Raw genomic sequence first — 26,904 nt, 5'->3', positions numbered from 1 at the left:
GGGCTTAAAGGTTAGAGCAGGTCTCTTCCTACATCGATATCAAGACTTCCACTGATAACCGAAGTGACGAAACCTCGGCTTTAAGATTTCTTCAAGAAACTCTGGACCGTGAATTAAGGAGTGCCTTATGTTGCCGTGGCGCATAAAAAATTTTTTCTCCGAGCATTTCCCGCTGGGTTACCATTTACTGGCTAACGTTCAGGCCCGGCATGAATCGGAAGAGTACTGGAACATGGCTTTCGACATAAGCTGGCAACTGGGAAGCCGCGACTGGCCGACCAAGAATCAGCTGATACGAGCTCTTACCTCGACCACGGACCGAATCCTTGATGTCGGCTGCGGTACGGGTTCGCTGCTTCGATATTTGCAGGAGTACGGCTACGCAAACCTTGAGGGCCTTGAGATTTCCCGCAGGGCTGTGGAGGTTTTGGGCGAGCGCGGAATTACGATGCATCATGCTCGGCTTCCAAATCTTCCTCTACCCGACCAGCAATTCGATGTCGTCATTGCGTCCCAAGTACTTGAGCACATCATTTGGCGCCGGAAGTTTCTATATGGTTTGCGCCGCATCCTCAAGCCCATGGGAACGCTGATAATATTCGTTCCGGACAATTGTCTTGGCCCCATCGACGAGCCGAGTCACGTCATAAAATTTACGAAAGAGACCCTAACGAAGGAGCTTTCGGCATGCTTCAAGTCTGTTTTCGTCGAGACGATGAAGGACGAGAAATTTGAGATGCCAATTCTGTTCGCTTATGCCCAGAATCATGCGCCAACCCGTTCGTCCAAAGAACTTGAGGATGCCCTTGCCATTGCGACGGGTAAAAAAACCACATCGGGTCAACCTGATCCTGACGTTTTAGCGTTCTAGTTGTTTCTAGCCGTGCCACGAGTAGTCTGGGACCAGTAACGTCTTATCAAAGACGGCACATGCATTAGGTAAGAGCGGTCTCCCTTCCCCCATTTCATCAATAGTATGAATAGCCGAATCCACCCATAGCTGAGGTATTCGCGCGAAAAACCTTTATCGCAAAGCAGGGCGCGAGCACCATTCAGGGCACAATGCCGTCTTTCTCGGTCCTGTTCCGGGGAGAGATTACTCTGCCATTGATGAGTCAGGCCTTCGGGGAGTGGAAGCGGGCAAGGCAAATGGCCGGGATATGCCTGCCACGGGATCTCCAGAACCGGCTGGGAAAAGCACTTTAGCCATTCGAGATAAAAACCGTGGCGTAGAAAGGAATCTATTGGTTCCCTCAGTACCCCTGCAATGAATTCGGCATCAAAGAATGGCATTTCGAACTCAATGCGCGTTAGATCCATATTTTCGAAATGGTTGAACATATGTCGGCGCTGGTCGTTCAGCATGAGGAACAAATAAAAAATACGGCCCGGATCCGCAGGATGGACTGACTCCAGTTCCGCATTGATACCGTCGTGGATCATGTCACGCATTGCTTTGGCAATGTTCGGCCTGAGGAGTTTGCCCTGGAGACCCCATCGGTTGTACGCCATGAATTTCGCGATAGCCGCCTGCAAATCACCCGCACGAGCCGCCGCGACAATATCCGCATTGAGATATATATGACCGAGACCGAGACTGCCACCGTCGCCGCCCCACATAACGCGCGGTCGTTGCAGACCGAGGGCGAGTGATTCCGCCGAGTTTAGCCAGTCACTGATAGTGGCTTTACTATACGCGTCGCCTTCGACTAACGGGCGAGACTGGAGATACGAATAGTGGATTCCCAACTTCTCCGCGGCTAGTTTGCCAAATACCTGATCCTGGCTAGCGGGTGCGCCCAAATTCGCCGCGATCACCTCCGCAGGGGCGCCCTTTAACGCCGCTGCTACCGCTCGAGAGTCCAGGCCGCCGCTTATAAACGCGGCAACAACCTTCTGGCCGCGTAGGCGTATCCCGATCGCATCGGTAAAAAGCCGATAAAGCCGCTTAGGCGCATCTACCTCAGACGCCGGCGCCGTCGGGGCTTCGTCCCATCGCCAGTACCGCCGGCGCTGAAGACCGCAAATGTCGATGCTTACGACCTCCCCCGCATGGAGGCAGAAGATATTTTGGTAAGGCGTGCGATCCGAAAGCGGGTAGCCAAAACAAGCAGTTTCCGCCACACCTTGAAGGTTGAGGGATTTTGTACAAAAGGATATGGCTTCCAGGATCCGCAACGCAGTGGCGAATACGATGTAATCCCCCGAAACCCAGCAATAGATTGGTCTGACACCAAGCTTGTCGGTAAACAGGTGCAACCTGTGGTCGGAGCCTTCGTAGACCGTTGCGCAATACGTTCCTCGGCATGAACGCAGGGCATTATCTTGCCCGGTCACCAGCTCGTGTGCGAGAGCCCGCAGACTTTCAGCTCGCGATATCGGAAGCGCGCCAGGATTGCACTGCAAAATAGGGTCGCCCGCAACAAAGGCTGTCAATGCAGAATTGGAATATTCCCCTGGCTCACGCAGCGCCCCAACGTCAATCTTTACAATGAAGATCCCTGCAGCAGCGAACTCAATCCTGGCATTCGCGTCCCCGGGGTAGCGTGATACTTCGGCGCGAAGCTCATCAATAAGCTCTACGGGTATTGCTTTATTGGCTTGATATGCGAAAACTCCGGCGAAAACCGACATGGCCCTTGATACTTTTTTAACTTATAACTTTTATACTGACTAGTTTGGGTCATAAGCGGCTATCGGCCATTCCCTCTTATTCGAAAATAAGTCGAGCCGCCGCCGAAACCACTTTCCCCATCCCCGTAAGGTAACGCAAATTCTGCAGTTCTTTCTTAACTGAATTATACTACTGTTCCCTCTACTACCGCCGTTAACGAGATTAACATTACCGCACTAATTGTGAAAGAATACACTATTTGTTCGCCCTGCCTTCGAGATACCCTTGATTGATCAGCGCTCGGCTTACGTCTGTCCGTAATCTTTGCATGTCGATAGCGCAGAACTAACAATTCCTTGCTAATTGAAGCTCGTAACGCGCCACCCACTTAACACATAGCGTTGTACGACTATATTTTATGAGCTGCTATTCAAGCTTACGCAAAAGCAAGGCACTTAATATTGTGACTATGACGGAAGTGCCGGGGCCGTCTTCGTGACCCAACTACCGGATTGGACAGAATTTCTACTCTTGAGTGAAAAGGTCCATCCGGATTTCCGCGCATGACATTACGCGAGCAAGCCCTGTCTGGCTTTCGCTGGAACGCCAGCGCGAGACTCGCCAGCCAGATGATCACGTGGGCAATCACGCTCATCGTGATTCGGCTCCTGACGCCGGAGGACTATGGGCTACTCGCAATGTCCACCGTCTTTGTTCTGTTTTTCTCGGCGTTCTCCGAGTTCGGCCTTGGCGCGGCGGTCATTCAGAAATCCGAAGTCGACGAATCACTCCTTCGACGAGTATTCGGCACGACCCTTGTCATCCACTTTTCACTGGCCGCCCTTCTAATGCTTGCGGCGCCGCTTATTGCCAGCTTTTACGATGAACCGCGGGTAACCGCAATCATTCGTGTTCTTTCCCTGCAATTCATTCTAACCGCGTTCGTCGTTATGCCGGATACCCAACTGCAGAGGCGGATGGAATTTCGCAGGCGTTCACTATTGGACTTGTCAGCCACAATTATCAGCAGCCTTGCTACGCTAACTATGGCGTTGGCCGGTTGGGGAGTCTGGGCGCTTGTCCTGGGGACGCTTATCAGTCAAGTCTGGAAGGCTATCGGACTCAACTGGCTAGCGCCCTTCTTGCACTGGCCGGAGTTTTCATTGCAAGGAACGCGATCATTGCTGCGCTTCGGTGGTCAAGTCACCGCTTCCCAAGTGCTATGGCTATTTTTCTCCCAGGTCGACACCATCATTTGCGGAAAATGGTTGGGCAAGGAAGCCCTTGGCTTCTATTCGGTTGCCATGCATATCGCCTCGCTGCCGACCCAGCGCGTCCTGGGCATCATCAATCAGGTTGCGTTCCCGACGTTTTCACGCATGCAGGACAATGTCCGCAAGGTAGGAGAAAACGTGCTGCTGGGTATTCGGATCTTGAGCTTCTTTGCCTTCCCCTTGATGTGGGGCATATCCAGCACTGCCCAGGAAATTGTCGAGGTGATCCTTGGCGCTAAATGGACACCATCCGCCATCCCTCTGCAGGTGCTGGGACTGATTATGCCGCTGCGGATGATTGCCAACTTTGTACCGGCCGCCGTCCAGGGAATGGGCCGTTCCGATATCCTGCTACGCAACGCTATCTGGGCATCGGTGATTTTACCCCTGGCATTTCTCATCGGTGTAAACTGGGGGCTACTCGGCATAAGCTTGGCGTGGCTCGTCGCGTCGCCACTCATGTTTCTGCAGAGCATGTGGAGGGTGTTGCCGGCGCTTGGCCTACGCATGAGTCAGCTCTTCAAGGCAATGATGCCTGCAGCGGGTGCCGGTTTCATCATGTATGCCGCCGTTACCGCAACGCGCTACATTTTTGCGGACGGCCAAGGAGGAGCGTTGCGCCTGTGTGTTCTGGTTGCGGTAGGCGCGCTGGCGTACTGCGCTATCTCATTCGGGCTCAACCGTAAAGGAACCCACGAAGTGCTTGAGATGCTACGGAGTATTGCAACGCTCAAACCGACGAAATCAGTTGCGGGATGAAGCATGGCTCGCCTCCTACATTTAACTATTATTATTAATAGAGTTTTCTATGAATAAGCCGATCATTGCAATCCAGGAAGATTATTTACAGCTTTCGAGTGGTCGTTACCAGTCTTTCTCAACACGCTGGCATGAGCTAGCTTCTAAGCAAGGCATTGCAACACGTAAAATAGATATTTACTCGAACCCACAAAACTACTTCGAACAGCTTAGTGGTTGCGATGCACTGATGTGGTGGTTTGGGCAGCCACTTCCCGCAATCAGGCCCGGTCGCCGAGTTATTGCGTCACTTGCGCACGTTAGCAAGATACCGACATTTCCTAACCTCAATACTATCTGGCATTTCGATGATAAAGTAGCTCAGTATTATTTGCTAAGCGCGACTCGTGTTCCTATCCCAGAAACATACGTGCTTTGGTGGCAACGCCAAGCAGAAGAATTCATAGCTTCAGCTAAATATCCGTTGGTTCTGAAGCTCGCTTCTGGGATAGTCTCAAGAAATGTGGAATTGATACATAACGCCTCAGAAGCACGGCGATACGCCAAAGAACTTTTCGGTTCTGGTATGCATACTCTGCCACCTCCCAACCTTCCTTTCCGATGGTTTGCGGGGAGGTGCCGTGAAGCACGCCGTATCCTGCTTTCCGAAAAAAATAATGACGAATTTCATAAAGGGTATTTACTGTTTCAAGAGTTTTTACCAGGAAATGAGTTTGATATTCGTATCACTGTAATTGGTAATCGCGCATTTGCATTCAGACGGCACAATCGCCCCAACGACTTCCGGGCAAGCGGTAGCGGTCGTATCGATTGGGACCCAGCGCAGATCCCGGAAGATGCTATTTTTCTTGCTTTTGAAACAGCTAGGATACTCGAGACCCAATCATTGGCGGTCGACGTGCTGCGCCGGGATGAGGAGCCTGTAATTGCGGAAATCAGTTATTACTATGAAGGATGGGCCATCGCGGCTTGTCCGGGACACTGGGAACTATATGATGACTCGCAACAGCTTGTTTGGATTGCCGGCTCAATGAGACCGGAAGATGCTATTTGGAAAGATTTTGTTAGTCGCCTTGGTATTTTAGAAGACTAATGATTAATAGTAACCAAGCGTATATGTCGAAGTGCTTCTAAACTGTTGATAACACCGGTTAAACGAGTAACAGAATTTATTGATTATTTGCGATACTTGGACGATAGCCCCATCAATAGGGTCTTCCAGCAGAAATGCTTTGAGGTTGCCGATGGCGATATTTATGCCTCCTACTTTCCTTTCATCCCGGATTAGTATTTCTAATGAATCTATCCTTTGCCTTGGTTCCTGCCTGGCCCCCGCTAGCTTGGCTGGCCCGCTGTGAACCCGACACGGAGGCAGTTGTCATCAGTCATGGGCCAAATGTTGAAGTTATGGATGACTGGTTTTGTGAAGCAGCATGGGACGGGGAATTCAATGATGGCGGGTTTGACCGTACGGATATTGTGGCCGGTAGCGGTGGACGGAAGCGGAGTGGGCAACTGGTTTTCGTTTCGGCGGGAAATACCGTCGACCGGTTGGTCTCATTAAACCTAGCGGGGACTATACTGGTATCAAACTCCCTCGCCTGTCTTGCCGCTACTGCCGACCTCGATTTCTTGCTTGACCACGACTGGCACGCGGCTTTTCACAGTATCGTGAAAGGGATCGAACACTATCAGTCCGAGATCCCGAGTTCACGCGGAAATATACTGCTGACTTATTACCGCAATCTTGTTTGGAACGGACATACCCTCAGGCGAGTCGAAAAACCAAGGATTCATCGGAACTTGTCAAGCTTTGAATGCTACTACGACTTCCTCGTTGAAACGCTGCATTGTGTTCACCTCAACAGTGCTGACAACAGCCGCCGATACCCTTTCCAGCTCTTAACGACACTTTCTACGGGCTATGACTCGCCAACAGTCACTGCGGTAGCAAAGACGGTCGCTCCGAAAGTAAGAGGATTTACGTTCGGAGGTATGGAGGAGCCATCAACCGATTCGGGTAGTGAAATCGCTGGTTACCTGGGGGTCGATCTTGATATCATTGATATAGGCAAGTGGCGAGACAGCGCGAACCCAGAAGTACCCCATATAGCAGCCGATTGCTTGGGTGAGGAAGTCCAATATACCGCAGCTGCCTCAATACTGAGTTCTCGGATTCTCCTGACAGGATTCCACGGTGATGTCGTGTGGGGTAAGGATATAGATCATGCGTCGGAGAATTTTGTCAGGGGAGATCCATCCGGGCTTTCTCTTACCGAGTATCGGCTCTGGGCAAATTTCCTCCATTGCCCAATTCCGTTCTGGGGAGCTCGGCAATCAGCGGACATCGTCCGGCTTTCAAATCAGCAAACCATGCACAAATGGGATGTCAGCGGTGGTTACAGCCGTCCGATATGCCGACGGATCGTAGAGAGTTCTGGCGTACCACGAGAATTGTTCGGCAGAAAAAAAAAGGCCGCCTCAAGCTGGCCTAACAGTTCAGCCCAGTTTCTTACACCGCAGTCTATGGAAAACTACCTGCAGTGGCTAGAATACAATCGCCCAAGTCTGATTCATGGCCCGTTCTCCACAATTTTAACCAGCCGAAATGCTGACCGGATATTCTTCAAAATGTTTAAGTCCACTCAGCGTGCTGCCGGGAAATTAGGTTCTATTGGCCACTCATTTGCGACGTTGGACCTCGTGCGAAGACCTCTGCATTGGTTCGAAACTGTAGATTGGGCTAATAATCCTAAACCACCATGGGTGCTGCCGCTCCGGCGTTTCCTCTTCCCTTGGGCAATTGACATGGCCAAGCGCAAGTACATTGGGGACAAGTGAGAAATTCTCTTAGCAGTAGCCAAATATGAGCATTTGAAAGCGGCCGTGATGTGCAAATAGAATACTACTGCATCAAACAATGGGCTCCGCTTGCTTGGATTACACGCTGTCGCGTGAACGGGGCGATCACGGTGTGGCACGGCAGCCAGGTTGAGACCCGTCCCGACTGGTTTTGCGAGGCTGTGTGGCCAGGCTCCTTTGACGCAGGGGATTTTGATCGGACCGACCTCGTGGCGGGAACAGGCGGCCGCTGCCGCGATAACATCGTAACTTTTGTGGCGCCTGGCAATACGGTAGATCGTATCCTATCGCTGCAAACGGGCAACGGATTGCTGGTCTCCAATTCGCTGCCATGCCTACTGGCTATATCCGGCGCAACGACTGATCCTACCTACCCGCGCTACTACGAGGACTTTACCAGTATTATTCATGGTCTTTCTGCATACAAGCGCACGCTGGCGACTTCGCTGGGCGATATCCATATCACGATGTTCGGATTCGTTACATGGGATGGCCGTGAAGCGGCATATGCATCCAGGGATGTAATTTGGAGGGATTTCAGTAGCTTCGCTCGCTACCAGCAATTTATCGAGGAAAATCTCATGGCGATGTCGGGCAATATAACCGATCGCACCAGAAAGCGGAGCTACCGATTTCTCGCTACCGCATCGTCGGGCTACGATTCTCCGGCAATTGCCGCGCTTGCTCGCGCGGCCGGGTGCGAAGAAGCGCTGTGCATCGATAAGGACCGATTTGGAGATACGGAGAACGGAGAGCAAGTGGCGGCTTATCTTGGTTTGCGCCCTATCCGCGTAGCGCGCAATGCATGGCGCGAGCTTGGCGGGTCGGAGGTTCTCTTTATCGCAGCCGATGGCACGTCCGAAGCAGTGCCACTTGCTAGTGCCGCCACGGCCTTGGCAGGGCGGGTGTTGCTTACAGGTTATCATGGCGACAAGGTATGGGCAAAAGACACCAGGGACCTGAGCGAAAATATTGTACGGGGCGACTCTTCCGGGCTTTCGCTATCCGAGTATCGGCTTTGGGCGGGATTCATCCATTGTCCGGTTACTTTCTGGGGAGTACGGCAAATCGGGGCTATCAACTCTCTGAGCAATTCAGAGGAAATGCGCCCTTGGGACGTACCCGGCGACTATAGCCGGCCTATTCCGCGCCGCATTGTCGAATCAGCCGATGTCCCACGCGAGGTCTTCGGTATGGTTAAAAGAGCCAGTGCGGTGGCATTTACCGAATTCCTGAGCCCTCCATCGCTAAAGGCTTATCGCGCGTGGCTCGCGCAACATCGAGTCGAATGGCTGAAGCGCGGGAGACTGCCGCCACCACTCAGCGAAGGCTATGAGCGATTCGCCGGCCGAGCCTTGGACATCTTAGGATCTGCACTGCACAAAACCCCTCTGCTGTGGCGGCTGGGGCCTCAAACTTCGCTTGACAGTCCGAGCCGGCTGCGCCGTTATGCGTTTGCCTGGGCGGTAAGCGAGGTCAGCCTTCGCTATCGTCAGTACTTTAAAGACGATTCAATCTAGCGCTAGCTGTTTTGTTCATCGCTCTCATACATGAGTTGCCGGGACCTTGCTAATAACATAGCGAAATTTTCCCGATTTTTCAGCGGGGATTTCCGCCACCTCCTCAACCGCTATCTGTACCCCTTGTCCAAGCCTTGCCTTGAATCCTGATTCGATTTTCTCGACAAATTTCGAGTTGAGCCGATCCGCGGATACCACTAATACGCGAGTGAAGTCCAAGCTTTCCTGGATGATCTTGAAGTTGCGTACTTGGGGCAAGTCGCGCAGGATGTAAATCAGCGCCAAACCATGCATGACTGTTCCATTCTGAGCAACCAGAAAATCCGTACTGCGGCCCTGTATCTCCTTGAGCAGGGGAAGCCCTCGCCCGCAGCTACAAGACTTGTTGTCCAACACACCGATGTCGCCAGTACGATAGCGGATGAAAGGGAAGTCCTGCGTGGCGAGATGGGTTATCACAATCTCCCCGGCTTCGCCGGGAAGCAGCGGAACACCTTGAGGGTCCAAGATCTCGACGATGATATCTTCGGCGGTGATGTGCATGCCGCCATGAGGGCATTCGTGGGCGATGAAGCCGGCATCGCGGCCACCGTAACCATTTGCCACCGGGCAGCCGAAGACTTTGCTGATTTTTTGGCGCTGCTCATCGTAGAGCCGTTCCGACGTGACGAAAGCAACCCGGATACCGAGATTATCCATGCGCAGCTCCTTTGCTTCAGCATGGCGAGCGATATGCGCCAGCGCGGAGGGGTAGCCAAAGAGCATCTTGGGCCGCGTTGCACGTAATGCATCGAGGAACAGGTCGAGTTTCTGTTCCGACATTTCGAAGGCGGAGAGCAGCCGGGTCCTAAGCAGGCGGTCGCGCAGGGCACGAACGCCATCCTGCGCGCCAAGCTCAATTGGAGACCCCCAGACGACGATCTCCGGATCGCCGATATCCACTCCCCACCAGCGTGTGGCGCGCCATTTCGCGCCCACATCGTGGCTAATACGCTCCCTGCCGATGTAGAAGATCAATGGATTTCCGCCAGAGCCGCCCGTGTTGAAGCGGGCAAGGTGCCGGGCTTTTTCGGATTTCAGTGCTTCCAGATTGGAACGGATCCTGGATTTATCGAGCAAGGGCAACAATGCAAGATCGGCAAGGGAGTTGAAACCTTCCGCCTTGAAGCCAACCTCCGCGAATAGCCGGCGGTAATAGGGGACATGCGCCTGGGCATGCGCAAGCAACTGGCGCAGCCTCGAAAGCCGGAGCTCCTCCAGGCGCTTCTCATCCCACCATTGGGAGAGCTCCATCTCTTTACGCACCGTCACGCTATTGTGCTTCTTGAGCCGCTCATGGAGAGGGAAAAGCAGGCCGGAGATAAGTAACGTGTATAAGTCCGTTCCCGCAGGCGAACTAGCCTTCACTTAATACCCACTGCGGATGTGCGTGGTCTTGTCAGCACCTGTTCGTAAACACACAGCAAACGGTCACGCACTTCCGACCAGGCATACTGCTGGACGGACTCTTTGCCCGCTTTACTGATTTGCCTGGCCTGAACAGGTTCGTTGAGTAGCGTAAGAATAGCATCCGCCATCGCCGCCGGGTCTTGTGCGGGCACCAGCAATGCAGTTTTTCCATGTTCCACCATATAAGGCACCCCGCCGACGTCGGTGCTCACCACGGGAACGCCGCTCGCCAATGCTTCCAATATGGAGATGGGCATATTATCGGCCAAGCTGGGATTCACCATGACGTCAGCGCCACGGTAGAGGGCGGCCATGCCATCGGTATCCATACGGCCGGTAAAAGTGACCGCATCCGTCATGCCAAGCACGGCTGCGAGCTTCTCCAGCGCTTCCCGCTCCGGACCGGAGCCGGCAATAATGAGTGTTGCCCCGGGAAATGTATGCTTGACAATACTGAAAGCGCGCAAGGCCGTAGCATTATCATAAATTAGCTCCAGATTGCGGGTAACAATTATATGTGGCGAATTTGTTTTCGACGAAGCTTCAACATCGGTTTCAGCCGAAAAGCGGCTGAGGTCGATGATGTTTGGCACGATGCTGGTAGAGAAACCACGCTTTTCAAACACCGCTTCAAGAAAGCTCGAAGGAACGATGATCGCATCTGCCCGGTACAGGCTGGGCTTGATCCAGAAAAAGGCGTTGTCAAAGAAGGCATCCGCCTCCCCGCCGTGATAATTGACAACGACCGGTATTCCCGTGAGCCTGGCTATCCAGATTGCCGGAGCGGCGAAGAGGTGCCACGACCAACCGGAATTGGCCATTACGTGGAATACCTGAACCTTGCCCGCGGATTGCCATAGGCGGGCCAGGTAGGGCAGAAGCCGAAAGATCGCCCTTATTCCTTTGAGCCTGCCGATCCAGTAGGGGCGGTAGGCGCGATTAACCTGGATCAACTCCACTGCGGCCCCCTCTTCACGCAGCAACTTTGCGAGTTGTAGTGTTTGATTCGCCATTCCTCCCGAAGGAGGAGGTAAAGGTCCAACCAGCCCGATCCGCATGCCCGACGCTTTCACTCGGGTACGCTCCTGCGTGCAAGCGGACCATAGACGTCCTTGTAGCGGGCCACACTACCTGGCCAGTTGCGTTGTGTCTCCACGAAGTTTCGGGCCGCGGCGCGTAGCGAGGGCCATAGGTCAGGCCGGGAAAGGAGGTTTAACACCTTGGCCGCCAAAGCATCCGCAGCGCCTGCCTTGAAAAGGATGCCGTTTTTTTCGTCCTGAATAAGCTCCAGATGCCCCCCGACATCCGAGGCTACGACCAGCCTGCCTTGCGCCATGGCTTCAAGCGGCTTGAGCGGCGTTACGAGGTCCGTAAGCCGCATTTTCAGGCGCGGGTAGATGAGCACATCGATCAAATTGTAATAGCGCCGCACCTGGTCATGAGGAACGCGACCAGTGAAGATCACCTTGTCCTCGATCCCGAGTTGCTTAGCAAGAGCTTTCAGTTCTTTTGCCTGCGGGCCCCCGCCGACCAGCAGGATACGAATGTCACGGTTTTTCGACAACATTTCCGGTAAGGCCTGCAGTAGAACGCGCAAGCCTTCGTAAGCGTAGAAAGAGCCGATAAAGCCTAGCGAGAGCTTGCCCTCAAGGCCGAGATCCTTGGAGAGTTGCGCATCGGGAGTCTCCCCCATGCTGAAATTTTCGATATTTACCGCGTTCGGGATAACGGTCACTTTCCCGGGCGCAATGCCTCGTTCGAGAATGTCGCTCCTTAGCCCTTCACAGATGGTGGTGATAGCATCAGCGCGTTGTAGCGCATAACTCTCCAATCCCCGGGTGAGACGATATCGAATTCCCCATTCACTGCTGGTGCCATGGTCTACCGCGGCATCTTCCCAGAATGCCCTGACCTCGTAGACGACCGGGATGCCTAGCCTCCGGCCCACGCGCAAAGCAGGCAGAGCATTCAGAACCGGCGAATGGGCGTGCAGGATATCCGGCTTGACGAGCTTAGCCACCTCACTCAAGCGGTGGGTCAGGCTATTAATGACATCGATCTGATTCAAGACAGGCAGTTTCGACGCCAGACTACCTCTCGGCGGAGTGCGATAGAAATGCCACTCGTCGACATCTTCCTGGAACAGATTGCAATTCTCCTGCTTTGGCCCGGTCAGGTGGAAGGTTTCCCATCCCAGGGCGCGCTGTTCCTTGAGGATGGAGAGGGTGCGAAAAGTGTAACCGCTATGCAGTGGAATGGAGTGGTCAAGGATATGCAGGATTCGCATTAATATTTCCGGTTCCTTGTTTTTCTGAGCCGTAGCCGCATCTTGTTATCAAGCCCCATTAAACGCTTGTCATCATTTACAGTCCCAGTCAGGGCCGGAATGCCAGAATAAAGTATTCTGCGGAACCAGCAGCATGATTTCGCGTAACAAAACTACTGTATGTGTGCAGAAACCGTGGAAGCATGAATACCTATAGCGTTGCCACCACGATTGCGTTCGTCGTACCCAGTTGGCGTAACTTGAGAGCCACTGGATAGAAGATTTCCGCATGAGTCCTTCCAGTAACTTTATACGCCGCCAGAAGTCGGTAAAGCTGGAGGCTAACAGCTTTCGGTTTTAGACTCCAACGGGAGAAACCGGGGATCGGCGGCATGGTAGGATACTGCTGTGGGCAGCCCTGCGAATCGCACGGGATAAGCGGTTTGTGGAGTATAACGACTGGGCCATAGACTACAATAAAACTTCCTTCAAAGTAAAGAACCTACCTCGTTGCTTACTGGACGTAAAGCTGTGTCTGGAATGCCCCTGGAGACCATTGGGCAGGTGCCTCGATCGCGCGTATACCAATGGGCAGTTTGAATTCGGCATGAGGGACGAGAGCAGGACCGGGGTCAATGCCTCGACCACGCAGAATCGAATCGGATGAGAGCGTGAAGTCGAGCATCTCCGGCGCGTTCAGCATCGACGAGATGGCGGGGAAATTGGCTTTGAATGCGCCGCTGACGCCCTGCGTGAAGACACCCAGCCCTACAGTCAGGTTATTGATGCCCTTGACCGCAATGCCATTCGGAAATTTTTCCGACCAGGTACGAAGGAACCACGCGCCAACTTGATCGCTGAGCAACGTATTGTTTGAGAGATAAAGGATGTTCTCTGGCCATGCCTGCCCTTCTGCTCCATACGAGATAAGTACCCGGTTGTCGGTTTTGGCGCTTTGCCCAATAACGTTACCGACAACGTAGGCGATACCGCCGTTGGGAAATTCCAGTTCATAAGATGCGCTACCGGTTGGGCCGTCGTAAATGAGGTTATAGCGGATGTTATTTTCGCGGGCTCGTGATTTGATGAGATGACCGCTATAACCCTGGTGAAAGCGGCTTCCCGTCACCTGCAGTTTTGCAATTTTGCCGACGTAGAGCAAATGGGGATGTGGCCGTTCCTGTTTAGGAGCTTGTATAAACATACTGTCTTCTATGGTAAGTTCAGCGCCGTCAAAATTGGCGGTCAGCAGCCCCGTTTGGTTGTCGACAAAAACACAATCCTTTACCTGAAGCGTGCCGCGTTCAAAGCGGATGCCGGCACCATTACCATCGGCGGCGCGCGCGTTACGGAATTCAATATTTTCGATCAGGAAGTTGCCATTGCGGATGACCCAAATGGCTTTACCTTCCGCATCTTTACCATCGGCCATCAGTACGGGCCGTTCCCCGCGGCCGCGAATAGTGAGTTGCTTCTGCATCCATACGGCAACATCGCCGCGGTATTCTCCGGGCATGATGAGTACGGTATCACCGTCCTTGGCTATGCGTGCGGCATCGGCAATACGAGTAATGTTCTCATTCGGACCGACAAGGATGATTGCAGCCATGGCAGCTTGCGAGAGAAGCAGAAGTACGATGCACAGGATGCTTTTGATCATGGTGGACCACTATGGGTTAGCTCTTTAGTTTGGAATTGCCGCCAATGAAAGTCATAATTCCAAAGAATGATCAGCCTGAGCCTGCTTAGCTAATTCATCCTCTGCCACCTCAACTCGAAGAACTGGCCTTTCATATCTTTTCTCCCCGCATTAGACAAAATCGAAATTAGACCGTGGAGCGCCAGATATCGCTTCGTCATGAAGTCCGCAACGGACGAATTGTACCGGCATGGCGGATTGTAATGGCCGCAGTCGGCAAGCTAGCTTATATAAGATGACCGCTAAACGCTAGTAGATTTAATTATTGGCAAAACTATAAAAATCTCTGGGATGTGGACATGATGTTTTCGGTTCACAAGGCCTGCTTGACGAAGTCGTACATACCCCCAAAATATGACATCGTTGACAACATTGTCGCTAAACATAGCACGCTGCCTCCCCACCTCTAGTCACTCCATCACGGCGAAGCGGTTCTGTCACAAAATGCCATGACGTCAGCAAGGGTCACGGCATAGATTCGATCGATAAATATCGATGGTTTCCAGCCTTCCAGGTCGTATTGCCATCGAGAAAGCAGGAAATACAGTAACCACCAGGCGGCGAAATCGCGGGTTGGCTGACTATTGTCACCATAAGTTTCCAGGAATACATCCAGAATAGGTGCCACCTCGTGATCGCCTGCTATCGCCGGCATGCTGCGCCGGTTGACAAGCACATTGGCAATAAATTGGCCGGCATCCATAAGCCCCGGGTTCTTGAAGCGCAAGCCGACATCGATGCCGTGAACACCCTCCGCCGCGCATATCAGGTTCGATGGCTTGAAGTCTCCATGCAGCAGCACGTGTTCCACCGGCAGGTCTTTAATTTTGCTTAAATTTCTTCGCAGGCGCGCTAGTACTTGCGCCGCCGTAGTGTTTCGGTCTGCTAAAGGCCCGCAATCCGGCTCAAGCTGTTGCAGTAGTGTTTCACAATCGTTTCCGGTCTTGTCGTAGATGGAGGGCGCCGCGTGCAACCCCCGCAGCCAGGCAGCGGAAAGTCGTAAACACTCCTCGAATTCCTTTCTATCTCGCGCACGCCGCATCCTCTCGTCCATGGACTCACCCTGAAGATACTCCATGGAGAGCGAGCAGGTGGTGCCGGCAAAATGGTAGACCCGCGGCAGCAAAAAGGAAGGCTCGCTCCCGACGCCCCCATCCATATGCCGTAGCACTTCATATTCACTTTGGGCTATGGATTTAGTGCCATTACCGGGCCGGCGGTATTTCTTGAGAAACTGTTCCGCCCCGCACAGACGGCAGGCCGCGACAGCGATATATGAATTACTGCGCCAGCTACAAAATGATGTGCGCCAGCCTCCGCGACCGCCACATGCGTGACATGCCAGATCCCAGAACGAATAATTCTCGTAGATCCAACGCAGTACAACTGTCCTCATTAATCAGCGAATTTTTTCGGCCACAATATATACGGCCTCGCTAATCAGCGCATTGATACGCCTTCGCTTAACCTCGGCGAGCCCTGATTCGCCCAACAGTCTTTTAATTTCGCTGTTGGTAATAGGATAACCCGCCGATTTCTGATGACCCAGCAGGACCTTAACCCAGCGCCTGAAGCGCTGATAAGGAGAACTCAGGGAATGGTTGATCACAATTCTTTTCCGGGTAACCGCTGCTACACCGCGCAAAAATTTGATCTGCGTTTCGAGTGGAAAATGCATTAGTACCCGGGCGCATAATGCTGCCTCAAACTGTCTCTCGCTTCCAGTCAGCTTGAATGCATCCATCACTTCGGTAGTAAAGCGGCCACCATAACCGGCGAGCCTCTCGTTCGCTACGTCAAGCATCTCTGCCGAGATATCCGCGCCATATACCCTCAATCCGGATCCAAGAAGTGCCTCGGCAAGGCGGCCTGTGCCGCATGGTATGTCCAGGATAACGGTATCGCGCGGTATATCCTGAAAACACTCCCTGATGACGCGCTTCTCCTGGTTATTGAATACCCGGCCCGCCGTGCTCGAAAAACGCACCCGGTCGTAGTCTTTTGCCACAGCAGCATTCTTGTAATGCTGAGTAGCGTCCCAATTACGGTCATTCGATCTATTCGCCATTCAAACTCCTTTCGTAAATATTCCGCTGAAGAAGACCGCTATGAAAAAGACCGCTGATTTCCAACGAGGGTGACGGATAAGAATGCCGAGCAGTACTCGCGGCTTTTGCACCCGGTCGGATGCTGCTAAGCGCTTGATGGCTTTCTGGCAATTACACAGTATGCCCCAAATACCCAGGACTGACTCAACGCTTCACCGTCCACCCTTATACCGCCCCAGCGCTTCCGGTCCGGCGTCTTGTTCGATCGGAGTGCACAACGGCATGACAAAACTGAGTTTATACTTGTTATTAGAAAGATCCCACATAGGTTTCTACGCGCCGGAATGAGACTGCGTAGGCAATGGGTAAGATTGTCTCTGCACCTTCTTGGAGCACGAGACGTACCAGATCTTATAAATGGAATAGTAACGAATGTTTCCGTTGGCCCTCCGATACAATTTCTGAGTATGACAACCTGCTTCGTCAAATAGAATTGTTGGAGACGACTCGTACAACCTGTTAATAATCCAGAGTGTCAAAATGAGCGGCGAAATGCCATGAAAATGATCTGAACTTCAGCTTCACCTCATCGATCCTGGATTGTATCTTCGCATCCACAGACTCGCTTGGGAAAGGTTCCTCTTCTTCAATTGTGATCAGGCTACCGGTCTTCACGGGACCGGCGGCGAGCAACCCATCCAATAAGACCCAACCCTGCGAGCATGAGCGCATATGTCTCCGGCTCCGGAACGACGGTGGTCGGCTTATACAACCAAATACTTGCATCCCACGCTCCTCCGCCCGCACTGGCAAGCTCGTCCAGGGCGATGAAGGCACCTAATGACTCGTCATAGTGCCACTTGCCAAGAACTCCAGTAGCAAAATTGCCGTGAGGATGGTCCAAGGTTGAGCTTTCATGTTCGATAACCGTCCAGGTGGTGTTGGAACCGATATTGCCGGCTTCGTCAGTGATAACACTGGCCGACCAGACTGTCCCGCCATCGCCTTTGCCATCCCATAGGAGGATCTGGTTATTAGCTTTGTCGTAATCAATGCCGAACGCGCGTGTCATGACAAAGTCGCTACCGTCCTCTTTAACCAGATTGATTCCGATATCGGGATTGCTGCGAGGATCAGCGGCATTAGCCTTGTCCAGGTCCCATATCGTCAGATCGGATGTGTAAGAACCGGTAACAAGGGCTGTTTTAATGTAAAGATTATTTTCTGTATCGATCGTTCCAGTGCTTTGAGAACCGACCGAGTTAACCGTCACGCCAACTTGCTCCCATTTATCTTGACCGCCGTTTCTTACATCGCCGAGAGTATAGCGATAAAGCGACGGGAACCCTGAAGAATTCCGGTCTGCGGTCAGATAGACCACGTCCTGGCCGTTCTCTGTGGCGTAGGCGGTAGTGCTGTTTATGTAGCCAGAAGGCTCGGAGCCCGTCCAATTATCGTGCCGGTCAATCCACATATTCCCGTTTTGCGCCGCATTATCGGGATTCCAGCCAGAATCGTTGCTACCCCCGACCTTGTTTGGGTCCGCTTTGGCCGGATCCCACAAATAAGGCCCCGCACGTCTTATGGTTGCGTCCTCCATCGTCTGAAAATTGCCGCCAGTCCTAATAGCCGCACCGCCAAACGTCAAAAACATGTCGTTGACAGGAAGATAGATATTATTGTCGTAGGTATGCGCGGATTGCGGCGCAGTGCCGCCAATAACCATTCCGTCCATATCTGTCTTGCTCGGCAGGGAACCCCGGCCCCATGCACCAGTAGCGCCATCCCAGACATACATTTCGTTACCCGCATAATTTGCGTGGCCGCCACCCCAGAGCATCAGCTTTCCATCGGCGGGATCCCAGGCGAAAGAACTCCACGCGCGCACAATTGACCCGGGGAATTGGACACTCGCCAACTGTACCCCATCAGCACCGGTTGGCCACGCATCGGAATAGAAATTTGTGCTCGCCTTGACCCAACCACCTTCCGGCGTTGCAGCCAGCAAAGACGATAAACGTTCAAAGGATGTTACTGCGTGCGCTTGCGCGACGAATCCGGGGAATGAATTCGCGATCAGGAGGGAAGCAAGCGCTAGATATGATGTCTGAAGCCTATCTTTATTGAAAACAGACTTCGAATTTCCCTGTTTGTTCTGTACACTCATTGTATTCATGCCCTCTTCCTCCTTAAATGAAAGAAACAAGAATCGTCTTAACGCGAATTCCTCATCCGCGTCCAATTCCGAATCGTGCAGCGCTTGGGTTTACGCAACGTCATCACTCTGCTTTTTCCGGCTTTTCGGCCGGTTCTATGGTAAACCCTTCGAAAGGAAATCCTGAGGGCAGCTATAGGTGAAGGGTACAAGGAAACATGCTGAAAAGTAAAGTCACTTCTCACTTTTGATGAATCATTTTCGTAGACCTATAGTACTATTGAACGCGTTTTTGACAGTGGCTCAAAGCGGAGCATGGGAAAGTCTTATTCTCAGGGCAAAATAAGCGCGTGCTGCGAGCGCTTCTAAAAACATTATTATTCCTCTTGCAAGCTTACTCTCCGCAGCGGAATTTACCGGAACGCTGCGGGAAAGATTCAAAGAGGTTCAGATAATCGTCGCTCGGTCCTCCCGTTCGGCTAACAATATTTGGGCGGCTGGACAAGTTCGGATTAAACTACGCCTCGGTGGCCGCGGTATTAAAGCCGGGGGCTAATCTATGTGTACGAGCATAATGGTATCAATAAGAAGACGCAAAAAAGCTTTCTATGTAATGTTGGAGCAATGGGGCTGGTTCAATCTGAGCCTTTACCTGCTAAACAGATTTCTGGTCATGATGTCAAAAGGAGACCTGAAATTGGACAGGTATTATCTAGTCGCTCAGCCAGTAGCGGAAGCGTCCCTGCTCCCGCCGGGGAGGGGTAAGAAAATTGAGGTGCGCCTGATTCATGAAGAGGGCGAAATTGCCGAGCAGAGCCCCAGACCAGCTGCGGTGATCCAGGCTCGATTCGAGCAAGGAGCAAAGTGCCTGGCCGCATTTAAAGAGGAGCGGTTTATTGGTTTTCTGTGGCTATTGATCGGTGGCTACCAGGAAGATGAAGTGAGGGCGCGTTATATCCCACTACCTGCTGGACGAACGGCCTGGGATTTTGACGTCTATGTTGCACCTGATTTCCGTTTAGGCTTAACCTTTCCGCGGCTCTGGGACGAGGCGAACCGCATGCTGAACAAGAAAGGTGTTCGGTGGACATGTAGCCGGATTTCCGCATTTAATGCTGGCTCGCTGGAATCCCATGCGCGCCTTGGAACCGTGTCCCTGGGCAGTGCCATCTTTTTTTGCGCGGGCCGATTGCAAATAACGGTCGCTTCCATAGCCCCTTTCTTTCATCTATCCACCCACTCCGGTTCATTTCCAGAGTTCCGCCTCGATACGCAGGGCCTCGGCGGGGTCCTATCCGCCTCGCAAGACAAATCAACTATGGAGTAATCATGGAGCACCTTGAAGAAGTGAAAAACATCCTATCCGATGTATTGAGTCTCCGTGAGCAGAAGGATTCTCTCAAGGAGGATTCAACCTTGCTGGGAAACATTCCTGAACTGGATTCCATGGCGGTTGTTAACGTGATCACTGCTTTGGAAGACCACTTTGGCATTACAGTGGACGATGACGAGATAAGCGCAAGGACCTTCGAAACCCTCGGCAGTCTGACCCGTTTTGTCGAACAGAAATTGGCTGGATGAAGGAAATCCCATCGGGCAGTCCGTCCGAGCCTTTTTTCCTGGAGGCGGACTCCGGAAAGCGTTTCTGTCTTTACCATCCCCCCCGTCCCGATCGGAAATGCCGCGGGGGAATAATCTATGTTCCTCCCTTTGGCGACGAAATGAACAAAGCCCGCCGAATGGCTGCGATGCAGTCAAGGGCACTTGCCACAATGGGATTTGGCGTGCTGCAAATGGATCTTTTTGCCTGCGGGGATAGCAGCGGCGAGTTCGCGGATGCACGCTGGGATATCTGGAAACAGGATCTGACCATTGCGAGACGTTGGCTGGAGAATAGGGCCACTGTCCCAATCAGCCTTTGGGGTCTGCGACTGGGCGCGTTGCTCGCGCTGGATTTCGCCAGAAATTTAGAAAACACTATTGCGCAAATCATTCTGTGGCAGCCGGTGATTAGCGGAGAATCCTTTCTGACCCAGTTTTTGCGGTTCCGGCTAGCGAATGAAATGCTCGGTGGCACCGGAAAGGCGACAGGAACAAATACGATGCGCGATTGCCTGGCAAACGGGGAAACGATTGAAGTGGCCGGGTATGAACTTGCGCCAGAACTGGCTGCCGCTATCGATAGTTTGAGAGCGTCTGAACTTGTCGTTGCAGGGAGTCGCGTTCACTGGTTCGAAATCGTGGCCGAAGCGGGGCGCTCCATTACGCCCGCGGGGGCGAAGGTAGTGGATGCATGGAAGCGGAGCGGGGTCGATCTGCATTTACACGTTGTACCGTGCTTACCATTTTGGGCGACTCAGGAAATTTCGGAATGTGCTGAACTGGTGTCGGCTACGGCAAATATTTTCGCTGAAGAGTCCCTATGAGCTTCGAGGAACGTCCCATCACCTTTCCCTGCAAAGACTCCTGGTTGTATGGCATTTTGAGCTTACCCGAGTCAACCGTTTCCAAAGGTGTGCTGATCGTGGTCGGCGGTCCTCAGTATCGGGTTGGAAGCCACCGCCAGTTTACCTTGCTCGCTCGCCATCTTGCCGCTCATGGTGTGCCGGTTCTGCGTTTTGATTGCAGGGGAATGGGAGACAGCGAAGGAGATATGAGGACTTTTGAAGATCTTGAGGATGATTTCCGTTGCGCGATAGACAAGTTTTTCGAAGAGGTGCCGGCTCTCAACGGCTTAGTAATTTGGGGATTATGCGATGCGGCCTCAGCTGCGCTTTTTTATGCATACCGGGATCGGCGGGTGACAGGATTAGTATTGGTGAATCCATGGGTAAGAACGCATCAAGGGGCGGCCAAGGCCTATCTGAAGCACTATTACATCACCCGTATTTTTGCGCCGGAATTCTGGAGCAAGGTTTGGCGCGGTAATTTCAATTATGCTGCCGCGGCCCGGTCATTTTCAGAAATTGTCGGCAATGCCCTCGCGGGAAAAGAAAAAATTGCCGCCATCGAGAATGCGGCTAGCGACAACTCTTGCAATCTTGCTCCCTTGCCGGAACGGATGTTTTACGGACTTAATCATTTCACGGGGAAAATACTTCTGATTATCAGCGGCAATGACCTTACGGCTCAGGAGTTTTCAGATCTGGCTCAAGGTTCACGCGAGTGGAAAAAATTGCTGGCCTCCTCGCGAGTCTCCCGATTCGACTTAGCAGAGGCGAACCATACATTTTCCCGGCGAGAGTGGCGTGATCAGGTTGCTGTTTGGACAAAGGATTGGATTCGATCGTGGTGAAACGTGTTCTCATGATCGCATTTCATTATCCGCCAATGCGCGGAAGCAGCAGCATCCAGCGCACCCTCAAATTTTCTCAGTATCTGCCGGAATTTAACTGGAAGCCGATCGTCCTGACAGCGCATCCCAGAGCATATTCGAGCGTGAGTAATGATCAAATTGCGGAAATTTCAAATCAGGTGAGCGTCTATCGCGCCTTTGCCCTGGATGCTTCAAAACACATGTCTGCCATGGGGCGTTATCCAGGCATACTGGCCCTCCCCGACCGCTGGGTTTCCTGGTGGCTCGGTGCCGTTCCCATGGGTTTGTACCTGATCAAAAAATATCGGCCCGATGTCATCTGGTCAACATATCCGATCGCAACGGCGCATTTGATAGGATTCAGTTTGTGCCGTTTGACCGGACTTCCCTGGGTAGCCGACCTCAGGGATCCGATGACCGATGTGGATTATCCGCCCAACCCGCGCACCCGCCGCCTATATGAATGGATAGAAGAAAAAACGATTGCCCATTGCACTCGCGCAGTGCTCACCACCCCGGGAGCAATAGATGCCTATAGAACAAAGTTCCCGAAGGCCGCCCCTTCGCGATTCCATCTCATTGAGAATGGGTATGATGAAGAGAATTTTACGGTAGCCGAGGCAAAGATCATGAAGGAACAAAAAAAGAACCAGCCCTTCATTCTGGTTCATAGCGGAGTAATCTATCCTTCAGAGCGTGACCCGGCGCAATTCTTCGAAGCTTTGGCGGCCCTATCCCGACAGGAGGTGATTTCTGGCGCGCGCCTCAACGTCATCCTACGGGCCACGGCTCACGATGAGCACCTGCGCCAACTCATAGATCAATATAAGATTGGCGATATTGTTTCGCTTGCGCCACCCATATCCTACCGGGAGGCGTTATCGGAGATGCTGGCTGCGGACGGCCTGTTGATTCTTCAGGCATCCAATTGCAATAACCAGATTCCGGCAAAGCTCTATAAATATCTGCGTGCTCGCCGCCCCATCCTGGCTCTGACAGACCCCACCGGAAATACCGCTGCGGCACTAAAAAAAATGGGGGTTGACACAATAGCCCCCCTGGATTCCAAGAATGATATTATGCGGGAACTGGTACGTTTTCTGGCGTTAGTCGAGGGAAAGACGGCACAGATTGCATCGATGGAGAAGGTACTAGCAGCCTCCCGCAGATCAAGGACCAGAGAGTTAAGCAATCTCCTTGACAGGGTAGTCCAGGAATCGTGATTTTGGGCCTTCTCCCCAATGCTCTGTGGACCATACAGGAACAGGAGAAACCTTCTGATCCGTATAAGATTCGAAATTCAAACCAAGCTAAGCATCCACGCGAACTGGACGCGGACGCGCGCTGTAATGATAAGAATGGATTGTAACCAATAAACTTCCCACGTTTCCAAAGTACTGCGTATGACTTGGATTGGAATTTTATAGAGGTGCTCTTATGAAAGTTATATCTGGTATTGCAGCGCTAATAATCCTGGCGGCATCAAATCTTCATGCGGCCCCCCATTGCGGGGAAGTGGATCGACCAGGCGGCTATGGTCCCTACGATTACACCAATCCCGACGATAAGGCTACCAAACTGCCCGTCGTCGAAGCGCATCACTTTGGGCCAGACGTTGAGAAACTGATCAGGGGGAGTACGGGGCTGCTCGGAGCGGATTTGAACTATACGCTTATGGCTTTTCCAAATCATCATCGGGCACTGACAGCAATGGGAAAGCTCTCAATCAAAGAAAAGATCCCGAAACCAAGAGGCGCAAGGTATTCTGTTGACTGCTATTTTGATCGCGCTATTCGATTCAGGCCGAGGGACAGCGCAGTTCGCGTGATATATAGTAACCACTTGCTGAAAATGGGAAAATCCAATGAAGCCCTTGAGCAACTCAAGGAAGCAATTAATCTTCAACCGGAAAATCCTGCCATTAACTACAATCTCGGCTTGCTCTACATACAGAAAAAAGATTACGAGCAGGCAAGAACTTATGCGAAGAAGGCTTATGAACTGGGATTTCCCCTGCCTGGCCTCAAGAATAAGTTGGTCGAAGCGGGAAAATGGGATGACTAGGCTCCGCAAGCCAGAGTGAATCAATTCTTCAAGTCATTTGGATGATTGAAAAGAACTGTTATAGCGATAGACTACAAGACCAGCTTGATTCGTTGGTCTTCTCTTTCTCAGGATTCAGGACTGAGATGGGTAACGTACCAGTCCATGGCCTGCTTAAGTCCTTCATTAATTCGATGGGTCGGCTCGAATCCCAACAATTCGCGAGCCTTGGAAATATCAGCTTGAGAATGCCGTACATCACCCTGGCGAAAATCCACATATTCAGGTTTATGATTCTGCAGGCTCGGAAACTTCTCCAAAAGCAACGCCCGCATCATCTCATAAAGTTGATTCAAGCTGGTGCGTTCATTAATCGCCACGTTGTAAACCTGATTAACCGCCGCGGGATTTTCAGCCAAGGCTGCAAGAAAATTGGCTTGGACGACGTTCCCGATAAAACAGAAATCCCGGCTGGTTTCGCCGTCTCCATTGATAAACAAAGGCTTGTTCCGGATAAGCGCGGCGACCCATTGGGGAATCACTGCCGCATAAGCGCCATTCGTGTCCTGCCTGGCGCCAAAGACATTAAAATAGCGCAATCCGACGGATTGTGTGCCATAACAACGAAAAAATACGTCGGCATACAATTCGTTAACATACTTCGTGACAGCATATGGCGAAAGTGGCCGGCCAATTACCGATTCCACCTTGGGTAAATCAGGATGATCGCCGTAAGTGGAGCTGGAAGCGGCGTAAATAAAGCGCCTCACAGGGGCGTCTCGGGATGCCACCAGTAAATTCAGGAAACCCGAAACATTGCTTTCGTTTGTTTGGATAGGGTCTTGAATGGAACGCGGTACCGACCCCAGGGCTGCTTCATGTAATACATAATCCACGTCTCGGCATGCATTCCTGCAAACTTCCAGTTGACGGATATCGCCCTCAATAAATTTGAAATTAAGCCACGCTTCTTCCCCGACAAGCTCTTTTATCTGCTCAAGATTATGCTGATAGCCAGTCGAGAAATTGTCCAGTCCAACCACCTTCTGATTCAGCTTGAGCAAGGCTTCCAGCAGATTAGATCCGACAAACCCCGCAACACCCGTGATCAGCCAATGATATTGATGGTTCTCCAGGTGCTGCAGGACACTTTGATATTTTGTCATATCCGGCTAACTTTTTTTAAAGTCGCCAGACGTTCAAACCGGCCTCGCGCAGCGCTGTTTGATCGAACTGCGATTTAACGTCAATAAAGCATCCTTTATCGGTAACTTTAGACTGGAAATCGGTCAATGGCCTGCCCATAAATTCCCGATGCGAAACCGCCACTATTATCGCATCAGCGCAGGGAAGATTTTCCCACGACTCAAGTTCCAGTCCATATTCCTGCCGAGCTTCTTCATGGCTTGCCACAGGATCATGGACATGAATCTCAATTCCGTAGGATTGGAGTTCAAAAATCAAGTCAGCAACTTTAGAGTTTCTCAGATCAGAGCAATTTTCTTTGAAAGATAATCCGAGAATATTTACCCGGGCGCCTCTGACGTTAATGTTAGCCTTGATGATCTGCTTTATCGTTTGTTCTGCAACAAACTTTGCCATGCTGTCATTGATGCGCCGGCCGGCCAGAATGACCTGGGGTATATAGCCGATCATCTCCGCCTTGTGGGTAAGATAATATGGATCCACACCAATACAATGCCCCCCCACCAGACCGGGACGGAAGGGAAGAAAATTCCACTTGGTGCCTGCGGCCTGAAGGACTTCCAGCGTGTCAATTCCCAGTTTTTCGAAAATGATGGCTAACTCGTTCATCAATGCGATGTTCAGGTCACGCTGGGTATTTTCAATTACCTTCGCGGCTTCTGCGACCTTGATACTGGATGCCCGGTGTACCCCAGCGGTAATTATGCTCTCATAAAGTACAGCTATTTTCTCCAGCGTGTCCTCGTCGTCTCCCGCTACTACCTTTAAAATAGTTGTAAGCGTATGTAGTTTATCGCCAGGATTGATTCGCTCGGGAGAAAAGCCAACGTGAAAATCGGCTTTCCATTTCATACCCGAATGCCGTTCCAGAACCGGAACGCAGATATCTTCCGTTGCCCCTGGGTAAACGGTAGATTCATAGATAACGATGGCTCCCGGCTTCATATTTCTTGCAACGACTTCGCTAGCGCCAATGAGCGATGCAAAATCAGGCTGATGAGCAGGATCTACCGGCGTCGGAACCGCAATCACTATATAATCGGCCCGCAACAGCTCGGCCGGATCGGTGGTGACAAGGAGATGGCTTGCGGCTTTCATGTCATCAATCGACACTTCGCCAGTCGGGTCTATGTGTCTTTTATAGCTTTCGACTTTACTGGCTGAAAGATCGTAGCCTATGGTCTGCCGCTTCTTCCCGAACTCCACCGCCAAGGGTAATCCTACATAACCTAATCCAACCACAGCCACCACACTCATAAGTTATCTCCGTTCTGTTTATAATTCATACCGGCGCAGGTAATGCCGTGACCGCCGCCCTCATCCAGAATTATCGGGGCGAATTCCAATAAAAGAACCTGTACTAAAGGCCAGTTCTCACGCGGTTTGCATGAGCATATCATACCGGAGAGTGATGGTGAGAAAGATGGCCGGCAAATGCGTGGGCGGGTTTCTGACGGCAAAAAGTCAGGCCCCGAGCATCATCAGAGAAAACGCAAAGGAGTTCAATTTAACCAGCGCCAAACGCCTTACTGGGGCTTGATACTTGTCATATGATCTCGGCTGGCGGCGTTATGCCAAGCTCACGCGAACCGGCTTTTCCGAGAAGCCTCGTGGTTGAGCGGCCACGATGGGAGCCGCTACTGGAGAGGAAGGAACAGATGTGTAATTTAAGGCATGGCGGAGCAAACGAGAC

The 26,904-nt window shown here is 52.0% G+C and carries 21 protein-coding genes; 11 read left to right on the top strand and 10 right to left on the bottom strand.

The window, feature by feature from the left end; translation table 11 throughout:
* The first annotated feature begins 127 nt into the window (after nt 1–127).
* Nucleotides 128–871, top strand: a complete 744-nt coding sequence (locus BLP45_RS04185; RefSeq protein WP_090370115.1) for a class I SAM-dependent methyltransferase — start codon at nt 128–130, stop codon at nt 869–871.
* Here BLP45_RS04185 and BLP45_RS04180 read toward each other — a convergent pair.
* Complete coding sequence (locus BLP45_RS04180; protein WP_090370112.1) at nt 868–2,634, bottom strand: asparagine synthase-related protein; 1,767 nt, start codon at nt 2,632–2,634, stop codon at nt 868–870. The genes BLP45_RS04185 and BLP45_RS04180 overlap by 4 nt on opposite strands.
* A gap of 543 nt (nt 2,635–3,177) precedes the next feature.
* Between BLP45_RS04180 and BLP45_RS04175 the strand changes: the two genes are divergently transcribed.
* The 4 genes from BLP45_RS04175 (at nt 3,178) to BLP45_RS04160 (ending at nt 9,029) form a co-directional block, all read left to right on the top strand.
* On the top strand, nt 3,178–4,647 hold the full coding sequence (locus tag BLP45_RS04175) for a lipopolysaccharide biosynthesis protein (RefSeq protein ID WP_090370110.1): 1,470 nt from the start codon (nt 3,178–3,180) through the stop codon (nt 4,645–4,647).
* A gap of 49 nt (nt 4,648–4,696) precedes the next feature.
* Nucleotides 4,697–5,740: an ATP-grasp domain-containing protein gene (locus tag BLP45_RS04170; RefSeq protein ID WP_090370108.1), complete on the top strand. Its 1,044-nt coding sequence runs from the start codon at nt 4,697–4,699 to the stop codon at nt 5,738–5,740.
* A gap of 314 nt (nt 5,741–6,054) precedes the next feature.
* On the top strand, nt 6,055–7,488 hold the full coding sequence (locus tag BLP45_RS04165) for a hypothetical protein (RefSeq protein WP_143002391.1): 1,434 nt from the start codon (nt 6,055–6,057) through the stop codon (nt 7,486–7,488).
* Nucleotides 7,489–7,601: 113 nt separating this feature from the next.
* Nucleotides 7,602–9,029, top strand: a complete 1,428-nt coding sequence (locus tag BLP45_RS04160; RefSeq protein ID WP_090370103.1) for an acyl-CoA synthetase family protein — start codon at nt 7,602–7,604, stop codon at nt 9,027–9,029.
* A gap of 24 nt (nt 9,030–9,053) precedes the next feature.
* Here BLP45_RS04160 and BLP45_RS04155 read toward each other — a convergent pair whose 3' ends face one another.
* From BLP45_RS04155 to BLP45_RS04125, 7 genes are all read right to left on the bottom strand, one after another.
* Entirely contained in the window at nt 9,054–10,436 is a 1,383-nt protein-coding gene (locus tag BLP45_RS04155; RefSeq protein ID WP_256327675.1) for a phenylacetate--CoA ligase family protein, read from the bottom strand.
* Nucleotides 10,433–11,491 (bottom strand): glycosyltransferase family 4 protein, encoded by a 1,059-nt coding sequence (locus BLP45_RS04150; RefSeq protein ID WP_256327674.1) that lies wholly within the window; start codon nt 11,489–11,491, stop codon nt 10,433–10,435. Before BLP45_RS04150 ends, BLP45_RS04155 begins: the two co-directional genes overlap by 4 nt.
* 56 nt (nt 11,492–11,547) lie before the next feature.
* Complete coding sequence (locus tag BLP45_RS04145; RefSeq protein WP_090370102.1) at nt 11,548–12,765, bottom strand: TIGR04063 family PEP-CTERM/XrtA system glycosyltransferase; 1,218 nt, start codon at nt 12,763–12,765, stop codon at nt 11,548–11,550.
* A 493-nt stretch (nt 12,766–13,258) separates the two neighbouring features.
* Complete coding sequence (locus BLP45_RS04140; protein WP_090370100.1) at nt 13,259–14,404, bottom strand: right-handed parallel beta-helix repeat-containing protein; 1,146 nt, start codon at nt 14,402–14,404, stop codon at nt 13,259–13,261.
* Between the two features lie 457 nt (nt 14,405–14,861).
* On the bottom strand, nt 14,862–15,839 hold the full coding sequence (locus BLP45_RS04135) for a phosphotransferase family protein (RefSeq protein ID WP_090370098.1): 978 nt from the start codon (nt 15,837–15,839) through the stop codon (nt 14,862–14,864).
* Nucleotides 15,840–15,842: 3 nt separating this feature from the next.
* Complete coding sequence (locus BLP45_RS04130; RefSeq protein ID WP_090370096.1) at nt 15,843–16,511, bottom strand: methyltransferase domain-containing protein; 669 nt, start codon at nt 16,509–16,511, stop codon at nt 15,843–15,845.
* Between the two features lie 641 nt (nt 16,512–17,152).
* Nucleotides 17,153–18,667 carry a PEP-CTERM sorting domain-containing protein gene (locus BLP45_RS04125; protein ID WP_090370094.1) on the bottom strand — a complete coding sequence of 505 codons (1,515 nt, stop codon included), beginning with the start codon at nt 18,665–18,667 and terminating at the stop codon, nt 17,153–17,155.
* Between the two features lie 754 nt (nt 18,668–19,421).
* On the opposite strand from BLP45_RS04125, the gene BLP45_RS04120 reads away from it, so the two are divergent.
* The 6 genes from BLP45_RS04120 (at nt 19,422) to BLP45_RS04095 (ending at nt 24,026) form a co-directional block, all read left to right on the top strand.
* A complete protein-coding gene (locus BLP45_RS04120) occupies nt 19,422–19,973 on the top strand; it encodes a GNAT family N-acetyltransferase (protein ID WP_176754660.1) in 552 nt (183 codons plus the stop codon).
* 2 nt (nt 19,974–19,975) lie between these two features.
* A complete protein-coding gene (locus tag BLP45_RS04115; RefSeq protein WP_090370092.1) occupies nt 19,976–20,227 on the top strand; it encodes an acyl carrier protein in 252 nt (83 codons plus the stop codon).
* Nucleotides 20,224–21,072: a hydrolase 2, exosortase A system-associated gene (locus tag BLP45_RS04110; protein WP_090370090.1), complete on the top strand. Its 849-nt coding sequence runs from the start codon at nt 20,224–20,226 to the stop codon at nt 21,070–21,072. The genes BLP45_RS04115 and BLP45_RS04110 overlap by 4 nt, the downstream gene beginning before the upstream one ends.
* Entirely contained in the window at nt 21,069–21,941 is an 873-nt protein-coding gene (locus tag BLP45_RS04105; RefSeq protein ID WP_090370088.1) for a hydrolase 1, exosortase A system-associated, read from the top strand. The genes BLP45_RS04110 and BLP45_RS04105 overlap by 4 nt, the downstream gene beginning before the upstream one ends.
* The gene (locus tag BLP45_RS04100; RefSeq protein ID WP_090370086.1) at nt 21,935–23,185 is read left to right on the top strand and encodes a glycosyltransferase; all 1,251 of its coding nucleotides are present in this window, start codon (nt 21,935–21,937) and stop codon (nt 23,183–23,185) included. Before BLP45_RS04105 ends, BLP45_RS04100 begins: the two co-directional genes overlap by 7 nt.
* Before the next feature lie 214 nt (nt 23,186–23,399).
* Nucleotides 23,400–24,026: a tetratricopeptide repeat protein gene (locus tag BLP45_RS04095; RefSeq protein WP_090370084.1), complete on the top strand. Its 627-nt coding sequence runs from the start codon at nt 23,400–23,402 to the stop codon at nt 24,024–24,026.
* 107 nt (nt 24,027–24,133) lie between these two features.
* Here BLP45_RS04095 and BLP45_RS04090 read toward each other — a convergent pair whose 3' ends face one another.
* A complete protein-coding gene (locus BLP45_RS04090; RefSeq protein ID WP_090370083.1) occupies nt 24,134–25,171 on the bottom strand; it encodes an NAD-dependent epimerase/dehydratase family protein in 1,038 nt (345 codons plus the stop codon).
* 16 nt (nt 25,172–25,187) lie between these two features.
* Nucleotides 25,188–26,468 (bottom strand): nucleotide sugar dehydrogenase, encoded by a 1,281-nt coding sequence (locus BLP45_RS04085; protein ID WP_090370081.1) that lies wholly within the window; start codon nt 26,466–26,468, stop codon nt 25,188–25,190.
* Nucleotides 26,469–26,904: the final 436 nt, after the last annotated feature.

The sequence above is a fragment of the Nitrosospira sp. Nl5 genome (genome assembly GCF_900102495.1).
Taxonomy (GTDB): Bacteria; Pseudomonadota; Gammaproteobacteria; order Burkholderiales; family Nitrosomonadaceae; genus Nitrosospira.
This window is presented reverse-complemented; position numbering and strand designations above follow the sequence as displayed.

What these genes read in the sequence shown, in the direction of transcription:
- BLP45_RS04185 (WP_090370115.1), top strand. Translation starts at nt 128, where the DNA reads ATGTTGCCGTGGCGCATAAAAAATTTTTTCTCCGAGCATTTCCCGCTG.
- BLP45_RS04180 (WP_090370112.1), bottom strand. Translation starts at nt 2,634, where the DNA reads ATGTCGGTTTTCGCCGGAGTTTTCGCATATCAAGCCAATAAAGCAATA.
- BLP45_RS04175 (WP_090370110.1), top strand. Translation starts at nt 3,178, where the DNA reads ATGACATTACGCGAGCAAGCCCTGTCTGGCTTTCGCTGGAACGCCAGC.
- BLP45_RS04170 (WP_090370108.1), top strand. Translation starts at nt 4,697, where the DNA reads ATGAATAAGCCGATCATTGCAATCCAGGAAGATTATTTACAGCTTTCG.
- BLP45_RS04165 (WP_143002391.1), top strand. Translation starts at nt 6,055, where the DNA reads ATGGATGACTGGTTTTGTGAAGCAGCATGGGACGGGGAATTCAATGAT.
- BLP45_RS04150 (WP_256327674.1), bottom strand. Translation starts at nt 11,491, where the DNA reads ATGGCGAATCAAACACTACAACTCGCAAAGTTGCTGCGTGAAGAGGGG.
- BLP45_RS04145 (WP_090370102.1), bottom strand. Translation starts at nt 12,765, where the DNA reads ATGCGAATCCTGCATATCCTTGACCACTCCATTCCACTGCATAGCGGT.
- BLP45_RS04140 (WP_090370100.1), bottom strand. Translation starts at nt 14,404, where the DNA reads ATGATCAAAAGCATCCTGTGCATCGTACTTCTGCTTCTCTCGCAAGCT.
- BLP45_RS04135 (WP_090370098.1), bottom strand. Translation starts at nt 15,839, where the DNA reads ATGAGGACAGTTGTACTGCGTTGGATCTACGAGAATTATTCGTTCTGG.
- BLP45_RS04130 (WP_090370096.1), bottom strand. Translation starts at nt 16,511, where the DNA reads ATGGCGAATAGATCGAATGACCGTAATTGGGACGCTACTCAGCATTAC.
- BLP45_RS04125 (WP_090370094.1), bottom strand. Translation starts at nt 18,667, where the DNA reads ATGAATACAATGAGTGTACAGAACAAACAGGGAAATTCGAAGTCTGTT.
- BLP45_RS04115 (WP_090370092.1), top strand. Translation starts at nt 19,976, where the DNA reads ATGGAGCACCTTGAAGAAGTGAAAAACATCCTATCCGATGTATTGAGT.
- BLP45_RS04110 (WP_090370090.1), top strand. Translation starts at nt 20,224, where the DNA reads ATGAAGGAAATCCCATCGGGCAGTCCGTCCGAGCCTTTTTTCCTGGAG.
- BLP45_RS04105 (WP_090370088.1), top strand. Translation starts at nt 21,069, where the DNA reads ATGAGCTTCGAGGAACGTCCCATCACCTTTCCCTGCAAAGACTCCTGG.
- BLP45_RS04095 (WP_090370084.1), top strand. Translation starts at nt 23,400, where the DNA reads ATGAAAGTTATATCTGGTATTGCAGCGCTAATAATCCTGGCGGCATCA.
- BLP45_RS04090 (WP_090370083.1), bottom strand. Translation starts at nt 25,171, where the DNA reads ATGACAAAATATCAAAGTGTCCTGCAGCACCTGGAGAACCATCAATAT.
- BLP45_RS04085 (WP_090370081.1), bottom strand. Translation starts at nt 26,468, where the DNA reads ATGAGTGTGGTGGCTGTGGTTGGATTAGGTTATGTAGGATTACCCTTG.